The organism is Acidocella aluminiidurans (genome assembly GCF_055383125.1).
In genome coordinates this window covers 3,053,932-3,068,840 of the sequence record NZ_AP031589.1, presented here as the reverse complement: position 1 = coordinate 3,068,840, position 14,909 = coordinate 3,053,932, and the positions used below count along the sequence as shown (strand labels likewise).

Sequence of the window (14,909 nt, the reverse complement as noted above, 5' to 3'; positions counted from 1 at the left end):
TATATTGCGCCGGCCGATCGCCGCTCAGACCGCCGGCTCCAGGCGGGCGGAGGGCTGAACAAAGTGGCGGCCTGCCATGGCCGTCCAATGCAGATCGCCGGCATAACGCCAGGCCATTTGCCCGGTCTCATCAAGGGCGAAGAGATGCATCCAACCATGATCGAACAAGGCGCGCACCGCCGCATGGCGGCCAAGGATCTCCGACATGGCTTCGCGCGGCGCCTCGATGCAGACGGATAGGCGCAACGGATCGTGCGCGTAGCCCGCGCCGTCGTGAACGGACTGCCAGGGCAGGCCGGCGCGCAAGCCGCCGCCATTGCCCTCGGCCACCCCAATCCCGCCGATGACGTTGTGCAGCAGCTTGTTGCCGCTTCCGAACAAGCCGGGCGCCACGGTGGATCCGTAATATTGCAGGCTGATCCAGCTGGCGACGACGATCGGCGCGGTCATGATCAATTCGAGACCCCCAAAGCCCTTATCCTGCGTCCAATCGTAATCATGCAGGAAGGCGCGTCCTTCCAGGCTTTTGCCGGCGGTGCGCCGGCGCGGCGCGGCGATGAACGCCTGACAGCCGGCAAGCGCCCATTCGGGCCGGGTTTCCGACCAGTCGCGGCTGCGCCTGTGAATGGCCGCCGCGCCCGCGGCACGCGGCAGGCGCAAGGCGCGCTCGGTGCGGGCGCGCTCGCCTGCCGCGGCGAGCCAAGCCTTGGCCTGTTCAAGGCCGGCCTTGTGGGCGGCAGCAGGATGATCCTCCTCATAGAGCGTCACATCGTCCGTGGTGGTGAGGTGCAGCGCCGCCACGAAGAGCGTGCCGGCGGGGATCTCGATGCCGTTCGCCGCCAGCCCGTCCCTGACCTGCGCATCGTTCAGAAGCGCTGCGAGCAGCCGCGCGTTGACCTCGCCGGAATAGCCACCGCAGGCGCCGCAATGCAGCGCACTGGCATGCGGATTATTGACGACATTGGCGCCATGCCCAACCAGCAGCACGAGCGGCGCGAAACCGCCGGTGAGGGACATGGCGCGAAGCAACGCCTGCGCAATGTTGATCTTGGCCACCGCATCCAAAGCGGGATCGAGCCGGGGCGGCGGCTCGTCCGGCGGCGGGAGCGCATGCAGGCCCAGCGCATCGCTCAGGAGCTTGCCCGCGTAGACCGGACCCGTGGCCTCGACGAAGGCGAAGGAGGAGACGGCGGCGAGCTTGAACCGCCCCCAGGCGCGCTTTGCGCGCGCCTTGAACCGCGCGGACTGATCCTTCGCGTGGATTTCGGGGGCGCCGGCGCAGGAGCGCAGCGCGGGGGCAAGCAGGACCGGCAGCCGCCGCTCCTCGACATCCGAGGCAAACCGCCGATGCGCGGTGCCCAGACCGAAAAACCCAGCGAAGCCCATGGTCTGGATCCGGGGATCGAGACCTTCCAGCGCCCGGCGGAAGATTTCTGAGCGCACATCGATGCAAAACGCGGCCTGGAGCACGGGGCTGGCAAGCGCCGCCCCGTGTGACGGTTCCGCGAGCCTGCGCCCGAGCTGGCTTTGCGCGGCCCGCTCGGCAGCCTCCTGCAGGATGGCATCGACGGTGCCATCGGGGGTTGCCGCAACCGGGGCGGCATGCCCCGCGCGCACGCTTGCCCAGGCATCCGCGATCCCGGCTTCATAGCGCAGAAAGAGCGCCTCCTCCCAAATCAGCCGGATGGCCAGGAAATCGGTGATCGTCTCATCCGCGCCGCCGGCAAGCTCAGCCTGCCACAGCTTGTAGCGGGCATATTGCGCCCAGCCGCCCAAAGTCATGAGCATCTGGTGGAAATATGTTTCGGCGGCGTCCGCCGGCAGGTTCAACCGGGCCACCGCCCGTGCGGCCACCGCCAAACCTGTCTCCGGCGCTTCCGCCACGTGACAGGCAAAGCCGGGCAGGCCGAGGATTTCCGGCGTGATGTCGTGGGTGGCGGCCGCCCGCCAGGCGGCATAGGCGCTTTTTCCTTTCGGTGCGGCCCAAAGCGCCTGCCCTTCGTCGAAATATCCGCCGGCCCAGGCACCGAAGCGATCGGCGATGATACCCGGCCAATCGATGCCGGATAGACAGGCCGCGAGATCCGCGATCGAAGGCAGCGGGCTGGGCGGCGGCATTTCAACCTCCGCCGCCGCCTTCAATGCCGCCACATCGGCCGGCTTTGGTCCGGCAGCATTCGCGAGCGCCGCCGCGAGGTCGGCATCGCCGATCACCCCCGCCGCGATTTTCTCCGCGTACCAGCGCCGGGGCATAGTCACGCGCGCCCCCGCGATCCGCGCGAGCCGCGCCCCGGCCACGGCGAGAGGCTCGCCGGCTTGCCCGAGAAACGGATTGACCGCGACACTTGAGGCCAGGGGCCAGGCCGGCGGTATGGCGCGGGCGGCGCGGTCCATCGCCGCCTCCAAGGCTTGCGGGGCGGGCCAGGCGGAGGAGATTTCATTGATCATGGGCGTTGCTCCCGGCGGGACAGGATGAGTTGGGGATGGACCAGGCGTTGATCAGCCGGTCGAAGATGGCGTTGGCGTAGAGCCCGTTGGATAAATGCACGCGCAGCCCGGCGGCCGCGGGGTGGAAAGCCCAGAGCGGAAACAAGGCCTGCGCGATGGCAACCAGGCCGAAGCTCGCGGCGGCGAGGAGGAGCAGCGTCCATTCGAGTGGATCCGGCGCCGGGGGCGCGGGCAAGAGGCCGGCCGTGACCGAAACCGCGGCCCATTGCAGGGCGAAATAGGCCACTGAGGTTGCCACCGCGTAGAGGGCTGTGCGCCGGGTCAGGGCCTTGGGCGCGGCATCGGCGAAGCCTTGCGCGAGCATGTAGGCGACGCCGAAGATCAGGATAACGCCGAGCACAATGGCTTGCGGCGATTTGTGGGCAAAGCCGAAGCTGGCACCAAAAAGACCATAGATCATGAGGGCCAGGAGGAAGGCGCGGGCGACGGCCCCGGCCTTCGGCACGGCAACCGGACCCGGCCTGGCTATGGCCGCCACCCGCTCCACCGCGCCGCCCGATGCCAGAAAGGAATGCGCCTTGTAGAGTGAGTGGGCGACGATGTGCAGCAGCGCCAGCGGGAAAAGCGCCAGCCCGCATTCCAGGATCATGAAGCCCATCTGCGCCACGGTGGACCAGGCAAGCGAGGTTTTAACCGCGGGCTGGGTCAACATCACCAGACTGCCAAAGAGCGCGGTGAAGCCGCCAACCATGACAAGCACCGCGAGGACGCCCGGCGCCAGCAACATGACATCGGCGGAGCGGATCAGAAGAAAGCCGCCGGCATTGATCACCCCCGCATGCAGCAGGGCCGATACCGGGGTAGGCGCCTCCATGACTTCGGTAAGCCAGCCATGGGCGGGAAACTGTGCCGATTTGAGCATCGCGGCGGCGGCAATGAGCGCCGCGGCGCCGGCCGCCAGCTCGCCGCCCGCGCCCGACCGCGCGGCCGCCATGATTGTTCCGATTTGAAAACTTTTATAAGCGGCGGCCAGCAAGAGCGCGGCGCCAAGAAGCGCTGCATCGCCAAGCCGCGCGGTGATGAATTTCTTGCGCGCCGCGCGGCGGGCCGCGACCCGTTGCGGATAGAACAGCAACAGCCTGTGCAGGAAAAGGCTCGTGGCGATCCAGGCGATGACCAGCTGGAACAGATTGCCGGCGGTAACCAGCAGCGCCACGGCGGCCAGCGTCAGGCACAGCCAGGCGGTGAAGAGGCCTTGCCGGGCTTCCCCATCCAGATAGGTCCGCGCGTACCGCACGACGATCCAGCCGACGAACGTTACCAGAAGCAGCATGACGACGCTGACGGCATCGAGCCGGACAGACAGGCCGACGCCGTCAATCCCGATGATAGGACCATCGCCGGCGCCGCGAAGAATGAAGTAAGCGGCCGCCCCCACCGCCGCGAGCAAGGCGAGAAGCGAGGCGGCTTCGGCCAATAGGGGGGCGAATTTGGGCCGTGGCCCATGATCGAAAAAACCGGTTGCCCCGGCGAGGAGCAGCGGAACCGGCGCCAGCAGCGGCGCGAGGAATGGCAGCACGAAAATCCCCTTCAAACGCAAAGATTGTTCGGGGGGTGGTAGCTGATCAGGTATTCCGAAAAAAATTCATTGTTTGTACAAATTCGTTCGCTTTAATAGAACGATATGAGGGACCTGAACTATAATCATCTGCGCTATTTCTGGGCGGTGGTTCATGCGGGCGGCCTGACCCGGGCGGCCGCGATGATGAATCTGTCGCAATCGGCACTTTCAGTGCAAATTCAGAAGCTTGAGCACCAGATCGGGCATCCGCTCTTCGAGCGCGCCGGCCGGAAGCTGGTGCTGACCGAAGCCGGGCGGATCGCGCTCGACTATGCGGACACGGTGTTCAAGGCGGGCGAGGAGCTCATGAGCACCTTGCGCGGGCAGCCCCTTGCCACCCGCCAGGTGCTGCGCGTCGGCGCGCTGACCACCTTGTCGCGAAATTTCCAACTTGAGTTCCTTCGCCCCCTGGTTGGCCGGGCGGATGTCGAGCTGGTCGTTCGCTCGGGCAATATCCGCGATCTGCTCGCTCAGCTGGAGGCCCACGCCCTCGATGTGGTCCTGGCCAACAGCGCCGCGCCGCGTGACGCACGGTCCTCATTGCGCAATCATCTGCTCAACGAGCAGCCTGTCAGCCTGGTGGGCCGTCCGCGCCCAGCCCGGCACAAATTCAAGTTTCCGGACGATCTGCGCTCGGAACCCATTCTCTTGCCGAGCCTCGATAGCGACATACGCGTCGCCTTCGACCGCGTGCTTGAGCTGGCGGGGATCAGGCCGATCATCCTCGCCGAGGTCGATGACATGGCGATGCTGCGATTGCTGGCGCGCGAGCGCGAGGGCGTGACCCTGGTGCCGCCGATCGTTGTCCGCGATGAGCTGAAGGCCGGAGTTCTCGTCGAGCATTGCCGGATCGAGGACGTCACCGAGACATTCCATGCCATCGTGCAGAAGCGGCGTTTTCCCAACCGGCTCCTGAACGAGCTCCTGCCCGCCGGCAAAGGTTGACACCGCGCCGCACCTGCGCCGATCACGGCGCGGACGCACACATCATGCGCGCCGCCACAGGCGCCGCAGGCGCAGGAAACCATTATAGAGGCACTCGGCCAACGCCAAAACCGGCGCCAGCCGCAACAGCCGGGCCGCGGGCCTGAAGCCTGGCAATTGCTCCCAGATCAGCGCGAAGGCGGCGGCGCCGCTGACCAGCGTGCCATCGCCCCGCCGCGCGTGCAGACGCGCCAGCGCCTGGCCGCGGGTGAGATCCGCCGCCACGCGCTCGGGAGCCTGGGAAATATCCTGCCAGGCGATATGCTCAGCGCCCGGGCGGGTTTGGTAAAAGCCGATCTCGCGCCGGCAGACCGGGCAGCCGCCATCGTAATACACGATTGGTTTCGGCATCTATGGCAACTCCCTCAGCAAGGCCGGAATATGCGCCTTGAAGTCGAAAAAGCCGCGCCGGGCGAGCGGCCAGCAGCGCGTATCAAACGCCCGGCGCAGACGGTGAAGATGAAGGCCCGCGTCATGCAGCTTCGTTTCGGCCGCGCGCAGCGCCTCCGCCGCCCAACCCACCGGCGCATAGGGTGTGATGACCGCTACCGCGCCCGCATCCCGCGCCCAGCTGGCGACCGCGCCCGGCGCGAGTATCGGCGCGGCCAGGCCATAAGCCGGGCTGGCGCTGGTCAGGCTGGCGTCGAGGGCCGCACGCGTCCAGCCCGCGGTCCGTTCGCTCACCGGGCTGCATGCGCGCACCGCCGCCGGAGCAAGGCCGCCCAGCGCCACGATATTCATCCCGGCAAGCGCCAGCCCCCCGGCGCCCAGATCATCCTCATGCAGCAGCAGCGCCACCGGGCCCCGGGGCGGCGCGCCGGTTGCAGGGAGGCTTTGCATGGCGGGCGGGTTGGGTTCGGCGACAGGCTCTGGGGTCTCGTTCAGCGCCCCGTAAGGCGCGAAGCGCCCGTTGCTGTACTGCTCGATATTCGCCGCACGGGCGATATAGGGCTTATTGGGCGTCTGGCACCCGGCCACCCAACGCCAAGAGAGGAGGTTGGAGGCGGCATCGGCATCCAGCAGGTGCTGGAAGAAAAAATCCGCCCCCAGAAGCCACGGAAGTTTGAGCGTGAAGCACCAGATGCTGGCAAACCACATGCGGGTATGGTTATGCAGCGTGCCGGTCTGCACCAGTTCTCGCGCCCAGGCGTCAAAACAGCCGATTCCCGTCTCACCCCGCGCCGCCTGCATGGCCCGGAGGCTCAGCGCCGCATCCTCCCGCAGCGCCGCCAGACGCTGCTTGTAGCTGGTCCATAGCGACGGGCGCAGCTCCAGCCAGCCTTTCCAATAGAGGCGCCAGAAAACCTCCTGGATGAATTTTTCCGCGCCATCGGCGCCGTGCCGGGCGATGACGGCTGAGATCACCTCAGTCTCACTCACCAGCCTGTGGCGCAGGTAAGGTGAAAGGCCCGAGACGGCACTGGGCGCGCCCGGACGCGGATCGGTGTTGCGCCCCGCCGCATAGGCGCGGCCCGCCCGGGGGATAAACGCCGCCAACCGGGCCAGCCCAGCCTCGCGCGTGGGCGGCGGGGTGAATATGGCGGTCATCGCGGGTTCATCGGTTTTCATGCGCCGTGCCGCCCTGGGCAGGCCGGACGTGACCCGGCAGGCGCACGCATCCGCCGGAATATCCGCCGGCTGGACAGGCTAGGGCCAGACCCAGCGCGGCTGCGGTAAATGACGCCCGTTTCTGCACAAGCTGCTTTCCTGATACCAGCCAGCTTACGCAACCGGAGCGCCGCCGGATCAACCGCAGGCGTAAAACAGTCTCCGGGATCGGGGGTTGCGCGGCCGGTGAACATCTCACCGGCCCGTCTTCGCGCCTTTGTTTGCCCTGCCCCGGCCCTGCGGCTATGCAGGGTGTAACCTTGTAACGGAGGCACCATGTCCTGGCTGCACCACCCATCCGATCAGCCCGAAGGCGCCGCCGCTCTGGTGATCACCCCGGTCAGCCATGATATCGGCGGGCTGCGCGTGCGCCGGGCACTGCCCCATGCCAGCCAGCGCATGGTCGGGCCGTTCGTGTTTCTGGACCATATCGGCCCGGCGCGGTTCGAGGCCGGGCATGGGCTGGATGTGCGCCCGCACCCGCATATCGGCCTGGCCACCGTCACCTATCTGATGCAGGGGCGCATCCTGCACCGCGACACGCTGGGCAGCGCCCAGGAGATCCGCCCCGGTGCGGTGAACTGGATGACGGCCGGGCGCGGCATCGCCCATTCCGAGCGCTCACCGGAAGATGCCAGGCGCGGCGTGCAGCCGATTCTGGGCATTCAGAGCTGGGTGGCACTGCCGAAGGCGGATGAGGAAGCCGCCCCCGGCTTCTTCCATTATGAAGGCGCCAGCCTGCCGCAGCTTGAAGATGGCGGCATCGTCGCGCGGATCATCGCCGGGCGCGCCTATGGCCAGACCGCGCCGGTGAAAGTCTTTTCCGACACGCTCTATGTGGATGTGAGCCTTGGCATCGGCAGCGCCCTGCCCTTGCCGGATGAGCATGAGGAACGCTCGGTGCAGATCATCGCCGGCGAAATCGAAATCGCCGGGGAGCGCTTCGGCGAGGGTCAGCTTCTGGTATTCCGTCCCGGCGATGCCATCACCATCCGCGCCTTGGCCGATAGCCGGCTGATGCTGCTGGGCGGTGAACCGCTGGATGGGCCGCGCCATATCTGGTGGAATTTCGTCTCCAGCTCGAAAGAGCGTATCGAGCAGGCGAAACAGGATTGGGTCCAGCGCCGTTTCGGGTTAGTCCCGGGTGACGACCAAGATTTCATCCCGCTGCCGGGAAGCAAGCCGGTTGGGTCATAAGGAGGCCGAATGAGCGAGACCGTTACCGTTACCGTCACCCGCCAGCAGGATTTCCAGTTCCTGGTGGAATTCGGGCCGCAATATGCCACCATGATCGCCGATGAGCCGGCGCCGGTGGGAGAGGATATGGGGCCCTCGCCGCAGCATCTGCTGGCCGCCTCCATCGCCAACTGCCTCTGCGCCAGCCTCACCTTCGCCTGCCGGAAATATCATGAGGACCCGGGCGAGTTCTCCGCCAGCGTCACCTGTGAGATCGGCCGCAACGCCGCGAAGCGGCTGCGTGTCACCCGCATCGATGTCGCCATCACCCTGAATGGCGACCCGGCCGCGGTGCCGCATCTGAACCGCGCGCTGGCGAGCTTCGAGGATTTCTGCACCGTCACCGAGAGCGTGCGCGCCGGGATCGAGGTGAATGTGCAGGTTCTGGGGCCGGACGGCGCCAAGCTGGGGCAGTAGCCCGAACAGCGCGGCGCCCCACGCCGCGCTTGCATTCCCCGCCGCCTGAGGCCAGATTTTCCCCAAAGCAAAACGGCCGCCCGCAAAGACTTGGTGGCGAGGGGAAACGCGATGAGCACGCAGGCGCATGTGCGCGAAATCGAAACCGCCTGGCAGGGCGGGGCGTCGGGGCGGGACTCCTATGTCATCCAATCCTGGCGGCGTTGCCTGGATGAGCATCATCTCGACCCGGCGGCGCGCTGCGAGGCGGTGATCCTGCCCGAGGCGCGGCTGAATGAGCATCGCGAACAGGCGCAGGCGCTGATCGGCATCGCCAGGGTCGGGCTGGAGCGGCTCTACGGGCATATTTCCGGCCAGAATTACGTGCTGCTGCTGACCGACCGCGAGGGCATCGCGGTGGAATATTTCGGCGATCCGCGTCAGGCGCGGGAGCTGCGCAAGGCCGGGCTGTATCTGGGCGCGGACTGGGCGGAGGCGCGGGCGGGCACCTGCGCGGTGGGGGCCTGCATCGCCACCGGCGAGGCGCTGACCATCCATCAGACCGACCATTTCGACATGACCCACACCCCGCTCTCCTGCACCGCCGCGCCGATCTATGATCTGGATGGCCGGCTCTGCGCGGTGCTGGATATCTCCCTGCTCACCTCGCCGGACGAGAAGCTGAGCCAGGTGCTGGCGCGGCATCTGGTCAGCGCCACGGCGCGGCGGATCGAGCTTGCCAACCTGATGGCGCAGACCAGCCGGCAATGGGTGCTGCGCTTCGCCGCCGCGCCGGATTTCCTGGATGTGGACCCGGAAGGGGCCATCGCCATCGATGCGGCGGGGCGGATCACCGGCATGACCAACCAGGGCGCCAGGCTGCTGGCCCGCGCCGCCGGGCAGGATTGGCGCCGCCCGGAGGTGCTGCTGGGGCAGAGGCTGGAGCGGTTTCTGGAGCTGGATGTAAACGGGCTGCCCGGGCTGATGCGCGGCCGCCCCGCGCAGGAGCGCGGCTTGCGCACCCGCGACGGGCAGATTCTGTTCGCGCACGCCATCGAGCCGCCGCCGCGCCCAAAACCCCGCGCCGCCCTGGCGGCAATTGGCGGCATCCCGGCGCCGCTGCGCGCTTTGGCCGCCCCCGGCGCGGTGATGGATGCGCTGCTGGCCAAGGCGGCGCGGCTGGCCCGCACTGATTTGCCGTTATGCATCCAGGGCGAAACCGGCACCGGCAAGGAGGTTCTGGCCCGCGCCATCCATGACGCCAGCGCGCGGCGCGGCGATTTCGTGGCGCTGAACTGCGCGGCCTTGCCGGAGAGCCTGATCGAGGCGGAATTGTTCGGCCACGCGCCGGGCGCCTTCACCGGCGCGGCGCCAAAAGGCCGCAAGGGGCTGGTGGAGGCGGCGGATGGCGGGACTTTGTTTCTGGATGAGATCGGCGACATGCCGCTCGCCTTGCAGACCAGGCTGCTGCGGGTGCTGGCCGAGCAGGAAATTCAGCCGCTGGGCGGCGGCGCGGCCCGGCGGGTGAAATTGCGCGTGCTCTGCGCCTCGCACCGCGACCTCGCAGGGCTGGTGGTGCAGGGGCTGTTCCGGGAGGATCTCTATTACCGGCTGCACGCCGCCAGCCTCACTTTGCCGCCCTTGCGCGCGCGGGAGGATTTCGACTGGCTGGTGGCGCGCCTGCTGGCCCGGCACAACCAGGACAGGCTGCGTCTGGACCCCAGCGCGCTGGCGGCTTTGCGGGCGCATTCCTGGCCGGGCAATCTGCGCGAGCTGGACCATTGCCTGGCCACCGCCTGCGCCCTGTGCGAGGGCAAGGAGATCACCCCAGAGGATCTGCCCGTGGCCCTGGCCATGCCGGATGAGGCCGCGCAGCTGCGGGCCGCCCTGGCCGAGTGTGGCGGCAATGTCTCGGCGCTGGCGCGGCGGCTGCGGATTGACCGCACCACCGCGCATCGGCGCTTGCGCAAGGCCGGGCTGCGCCGCCACAGCTGAGCGCCACAGAGACCGCCACACTGTGGCGCGTCTGAGCGACGATTTTAACTACTTATCAAGAGCTTAGCTTTGGCACGCGGCTTGCGTTTGATCTCCTGCCAACAAAAACCAGGAGGACCAAGTTGCGAGCCTTACGTTTCCACGCCGCGCGCGATTTGCGCATTGAGGAGATCGCCGCACCATCCGCCCCGCCGCCAGGGCAGATCCTGGTGCGCAACCGCTTCGTCGGCATCTGCGGCACCGATCTGCATGAATATGCTTATGGGCCGATCTTCATCCCCACCAGCCCGCACCCTTTCACCAAGGCGCATGGGCCGCAGATTCTCGGCCATGAATTTGGCGGGGTGGTGGAGGCCATCGGCGCCGGGGTGAGCCATGTGCAGCCTGGCGACCGCGTGTCTATCCAGCCGCTGATCATGCCGCGCGCGGGCGATTATTTCGCTGATCGCGGGCTGTTTCATTTGAGCCCGGAGCTGGCGCTGGCCGGGCTGAGCTGGGCCTGGGGCGGCATGGCCGAGGCGGCGCTGCTGAATGACTATAATGTTGTGAAAATCCCTGACAGCCTCAGCGATGAGGAGGCGGCTCTGGTGGAGCCGAGCGCCGTTGCGGTTTATTCCTGCGACCGCGGCGGGGTGCGCGCCGGCGCCTCGGTGCTGGTCACCGGGGCCGGGCCGATCGGGCTGCTCACCGTGCTGGCCGCCCGCGCCGCCGGCGCCGGACCGCTTTTCGTCTCCGACCTCAACGACGCCAGACTGGCCTATGCCAAATCGATCGTGCCTGATTTAATCACGATCAATTCGAAGCGCGAAAATGTCGGGGAAATGGTGCGCGCACAGACCGAGGGCGGCGTTGGCTGCGATGTGGCGCTGGAATGTGTCGGCAATGAGCATGCGCTGAAAGCCTGCCTGGATGCGGTGCGCAAGCAGGGCGTGGTGGTGCAGACCGGCCTGCATCCGCATGAAAATCCGCTGGATTGGTTTCAGGTGACGTTCAAGGATGTCGATCTGCGCGGCGCCTGGGCTTATCCGACGCATTACTGGCCCAGGGTGATCAGCCTGATCGCCAGCGGCGCGCTGCCGGCTTCGAAAGTGGTGACAGCACGGATCAAGCTGGAAGATGCGGTGAAAGACGGCTTCGACGCCTTGCTCGACCCAAGCGGCAAACATTTGAAAATTCTGATCGACCTGCAGGCCTGAAATCAAAAAAGCTTTTGGGGGTGTGGGATGTTTTTTCAAAAACACCCCAATGCTTTCCTAGCAAAAGGGAAAACGGACATGAACAAAATCAGCAAAGAAACAAAAGCCGCCACGCCACGCGCCATTGTTGAAGCCTGGCTCACCAGCTTCAATGGCGCACTCGCGGCCGGCGACGCGCGGACGGCGGCAAAGCTGTTCGCCGCCACCAGCTTCTGGCGCGACCTCATCGCCTTCACCTGGAATCTGAAAACCGTTGAAAACCCCGATGGCGTTCGCGACATGCTGGAGGCGACGCTGCCGCATCTGGGAGCGGTGCGATTCAGCATCGAGGAAGACCCAAGCGAGAGCGGCGGCGTGGTGGAAGCGTGGCTGTCTTTCGAGACCGGGATTGGCCGGGGCCAGGGGCATTTGCGGCTGAAGAACAACGAGGCCTGGACGCTGCTGACCACCCTCACCGAATTGAAAGGGTTCGAGGAAAATTCAGGCCCACGCCGGCCGCTCGGGGCCGAGCACGGCATTTCCAAGCACCGGCTGAGCTGGAGCGAAAAACGCCAGCATGAAGCTGAGACTCTGGGCTATGAGACGCAGCCTTATGTGCTGATCATCGGCGGCGGCCAGGGCGGCATTGCGTTGGGGGCAAGATTACGCCAGCTCGGCGTGCCGCATATCGTCATCGACAAGCACGACAAGCCGGGCGATCAATGGCGCAAGCGCTATAAATCCCTCTGCCTGCATGATCCGGTCTGGTACGACCATCTCCCCTATATCGATTTTCCGAAGAACTGGCCTGTGTTCGCGCCGAAGGACAAGATCGGCGACTGGCTGGAATTCTACACCAAGGTGATGGAGGTGAATTATTGGAGCCGCACCCTCGCCAAGCACGCCGAATATGACGAGGCGAGCAAGACATGGCATGTAACCGTTGAACGCGACGGCAAGGAGATCGAGCTGCGGCCGACGCAATTGGTGTTGGCCACCGGCATGTCCGGCAAGCCGAATATCCCAGCCTTCAAGGGCATGGAGAAATTCAAGGGCGAGCAGCAGCATTCCTCGCAGCATCCGGGGCCGGACGCGTATGCGGGCAAGAAGGTCGTCGTCATCGGGGCGAATAATTCCGCGCATGATATCTGTGCGGCACTCTGGGAGGTTGGCGCGGATGTGACGATGGTACAGCGCTCCTCCACCCATATCGTGCGCTCCGACTCGCTGATGGAGATCGGGCTGGGGGATCTTTATTCCGAGCGCGCCGTGGCCAACGGCATCACCACCCGCAAGGCGGATATGATCTTCGCCTCCCTGCCCTACCGGATCATGCATGAATTCCAAATCCCGATTTACGACGCGATCAAGAAACGCGATGCGGATTTCTATGCGGCGCTGGAGAAGGCCGGCTTCATGCTGGATTTCGGCGCCGACGGCTCCGGCCTGTTCATGAAATATCTGCGGCGCGGCTCAGGCTATTACATCGATGTCGGCGCCTGCGAGCTGGTGGCGAATGGTGAGATCAAGCTGAAATCCAATGTCGAGATCAAGGAGATCACCGAAACCGGGGTAAAGTTTGCCGATGGCACCACGCTGCCGGCGGATCTCATCGTCTATGCCACCGGCTATGGCTCGATGAATGGCTGGGCGGCGGATCTGATCAGCCAGGAGGTGGCGGACAAGGTCGGCAAGGTCTGGGGCCTGGGCTCCGACACGCCGAAGGATCCCGGCCCCTGGGAGGGCGAGCAGCGCAATATGTGGAAGCCGACGCAGCAGGAAAATCTCTGGTTCCATGGCGGCAATCTGCACCAATCGCGGCATTATTCACTCTATCTGGCGCTGCAATTGAAGGCGCGGATGGAGGGGCTGCCGACGCCGGTTTACGGGCTTCAGACTGTGCATCACCTGAAATAGCCCGGCCCGGGCCCCGCTTTTCCCTCTGGGCGGGGCCCGGCTTTTTAAAACCCTACCAAAACAAAAATTTTTGCCACCTCAAGCCTGTGCGCTTCGCAGGGCGCGGTCCAGCGTCTGGAAAATCCGGGGGTCGGCGCATTGCGCGACGTTGAAGCGCAAAAATCCTGAAGCGGTCTGTGCCGGGCTGAACACATTGCCGGGGGCGAGCACGACACCATGCGCCAGCGCCTCGCGGGCGAGCTGCGCGGCGTCCACCCCCGCCGGCAATGCGCACCACAGAAACATCCCTGCTTTCGGCATCATCCAGGGCCGCACGCCAATCGCCTGCAGCCGCCCCGCCACCTGCCCCATCGCCGCCGCCAGCCGGGCCCGCAGCGCCTCCACATGCTTACGCCGCCCGCCATCGCGCAGCACCGCCAGCAGCAGCTCCGCGCTCAACCGGCCGCTGGCGTAGGAAGTCGCAATTTTCAGATCGATCAGTCCCTCGATCCAGCCCGGCTTCACCGCGATATAGCCCAACCGCAGGGAGGCGGAGATGGTCTTGGAAAAGCTGCCGATCTGCACCACCCGCTCCAGCCCGTCGAACGCGGCGAGGCGCGGCGTGGGCTCGGCCTCAAAATCCGCGAAAATATCGTCCTCGATGATGATCAGGTCATGCTGCTCGGCCAGCTTCAATACCCGATGCGCGCTGGCCGGGGCGAGGGCGGCGCCGGTCGGGTTATGCACGGCGCAGTTGGTGATGTAGAGGCGCGGTTTTTCCGCCGCCAGCACCTGCGCGAAGGCCGCCAGATCCGGCCCTTGCGGGGTGTAGGGCACGCTCACCACCCGCACCCGGTGCGCCCGCAGCAAGGCCCGGAAATTGAAATAGCAGGGATCATCCACCAGCACCGTGTCGCCCGGCTCCAGCAGAAACCGGCAGAGCAGATCCACCGCCTGGGTGCCGGATTCGGTGAGCAGGATCTGCCCCGGCGCGGCCGGCACGCCCTGCCCGGCCAGGCGGCGGGCCAGATACTCGCGCAAGGCCGGCAACCCGAGCGGGCTGCCATAATCGCCCAGCACCGAAGCCTCCGCCCGCGCCAGCCCGCGCAGCGCCCGGCGCAGACTATCCTCCGGCAGCCAGGAGGGCGGCAGCCAGCCGCAGCCGGGTTTGAGCACATCAGCCGGCGTCTCCAGCGTCTGCCGCGAGACCCAAAGCGGATCGACATCGCGGTCCAGATCCGGCCCGGCCTCGGCCAGATTCAGCGGCGCGGTGCGCCCGGCGACGTAAAACCCCGAGCCACGACGGGATTCGATCACCCCTTCCGCCACCAGCCGGTCATACGCCTCCACCACCGTGCTTTTGGACACACCCGCCTGCCCCGCCTGCGCCCGGATGGAGGGCAGCCGCATCCCCGCCCCCAGCCCGCGCGAAGCGATGCGCCCGCGTATCTCCCCGACAAGCTGTGCCACCAGGCTGGATTCGGACATAGTGTACCCTCAACATTACCAGTACAGTTTGGTTGAATTGTACCGATCCGTCTCTGGTCCCG

General features: G+C 66.3%; 11 protein-coding genes. 6 read left to right on the top strand and 5 right to left on the bottom strand.

Going from position 1 to position 14,909, the window contains the following annotated elements; translation table 11 throughout:
* Positions 1–24: 24 nt before the first annotated feature.
* Entirely contained in the window at positions 25–2,448 is a 2,424-nt protein-coding gene (locus tag ACZ46S_RS15070; protein WP_464062412.1) for a YbcC family protein, read from the bottom strand.
* The gene (locus tag ACZ46S_RS15065; protein WP_464062411.1) at positions 2,438–4,027 is read right to left on the bottom strand and encodes a proton-conducting transporter transmembrane domain-containing protein; all 1,590 of its coding nucleotides are present in this window, start codon (positions 4,025–4,027) and stop codon (positions 2,438–2,440) included. The genes ACZ46S_RS15070 and ACZ46S_RS15065 overlap by 11 nt, the downstream gene beginning before the upstream one ends.
* A gap of 105 nt (positions 4,028–4,132) precedes the next feature.
* On the opposite strand from ACZ46S_RS15065, the gene ACZ46S_RS15060 reads away from it, so the two are divergent.
* Complete coding sequence (locus ACZ46S_RS15060; RefSeq protein WP_464062410.1) at positions 4,133–5,014, top strand: LysR family transcriptional regulator; 882 nt, start codon at positions 4,133–4,135, stop codon at positions 5,012–5,014.
* 42 nt (positions 5,015–5,056) lie between these two features.
* Here the strand turns inward: ACZ46S_RS15060 and ACZ46S_RS15055 are convergent, their stop codons facing one another.
* Together ACZ46S_RS15055 and ACZ46S_RS15050 are read right to left on the bottom strand one after the other, a co-directional pair.
* On the bottom strand, positions 5,057–5,404 hold the full coding sequence (locus tag ACZ46S_RS15055) for a thiol-disulfide oxidoreductase DCC family protein (RefSeq protein WP_464062409.1): 348 nt from the start codon (positions 5,402–5,404) through the stop codon (positions 5,057–5,059).
* Positions 5,405–6,622: an FAD-binding domain-containing protein gene (locus ACZ46S_RS15050; protein ID WP_464062408.1), complete on the bottom strand. Its 1,218-nt coding sequence runs from the start codon at positions 6,620–6,622 to the stop codon at positions 5,405–5,407. It lies immediately after the preceding gene.
* A gap of 315 nt (positions 6,623–6,937) precedes the next feature.
* Between ACZ46S_RS15050 and ACZ46S_RS15045 the strand changes: the two genes are divergently transcribed.
* The 5 genes from ACZ46S_RS15045 (at position 6,938) to ACZ46S_RS15025 (ending at position 13,380) form a co-directional block, all read left to right on the top strand.
* The gene (locus tag ACZ46S_RS15045) at positions 6,938–7,858 is read left to right on the top strand and encodes a pirin family protein (RefSeq protein WP_464062407.1); all 921 of its coding nucleotides are present in this window, start codon (positions 6,938–6,940) and stop codon (positions 7,856–7,858) included.
* Between the two features lie 9 nt (positions 7,859–7,867).
* Positions 7,868–8,314 carry an OsmC family protein gene (locus ACZ46S_RS15040; protein WP_464062406.1) on the top strand — a complete coding sequence of 149 codons (447 nt, stop codon included), beginning with the start codon at positions 7,868–7,870 and terminating at the stop codon, positions 8,312–8,314.
* A gap of 111 nt (positions 8,315–8,425) precedes the next feature.
* Positions 8,426–10,288, top strand: coding sequence for a sigma-54-dependent Fis family transcriptional regulator (locus tag ACZ46S_RS15035; RefSeq protein WP_464062405.1), 1,863 nt, complete (start codon positions 8,426–8,428; stop codon positions 10,286–10,288).
* Between the two features lie 122 nt (positions 10,289–10,410).
* Positions 10,411–11,484, top strand: a complete 1,074-nt coding sequence (locus ACZ46S_RS15030) for a 2,3-butanediol dehydrogenase (RefSeq protein ID WP_464062404.1) — start codon at positions 10,411–10,413, stop codon at positions 11,482–11,484.
* A gap of 78 nt (positions 11,485–11,562) precedes the next feature.
* Complete coding sequence (locus tag ACZ46S_RS15025; RefSeq protein WP_464062403.1) at positions 11,563–13,380, top strand: NAD(P)-binding domain-containing protein; 1,818 nt, start codon at positions 11,563–11,565, stop codon at positions 13,378–13,380.
* Positions 13,381–13,458: 78 nt separating this feature from the next.
* On the opposite strand, the gene ACZ46S_RS15020 is transcribed toward ACZ46S_RS15025, so the two are convergent.
* A complete protein-coding gene (locus tag ACZ46S_RS15020; RefSeq protein ID WP_464062402.1) occupies positions 13,459–14,847 on the bottom strand; it encodes an aminotransferase-like domain-containing protein in 1,389 nt (462 codons plus the stop codon).
* Positions 14,848–14,909: the final 62 nt, after the last annotated feature.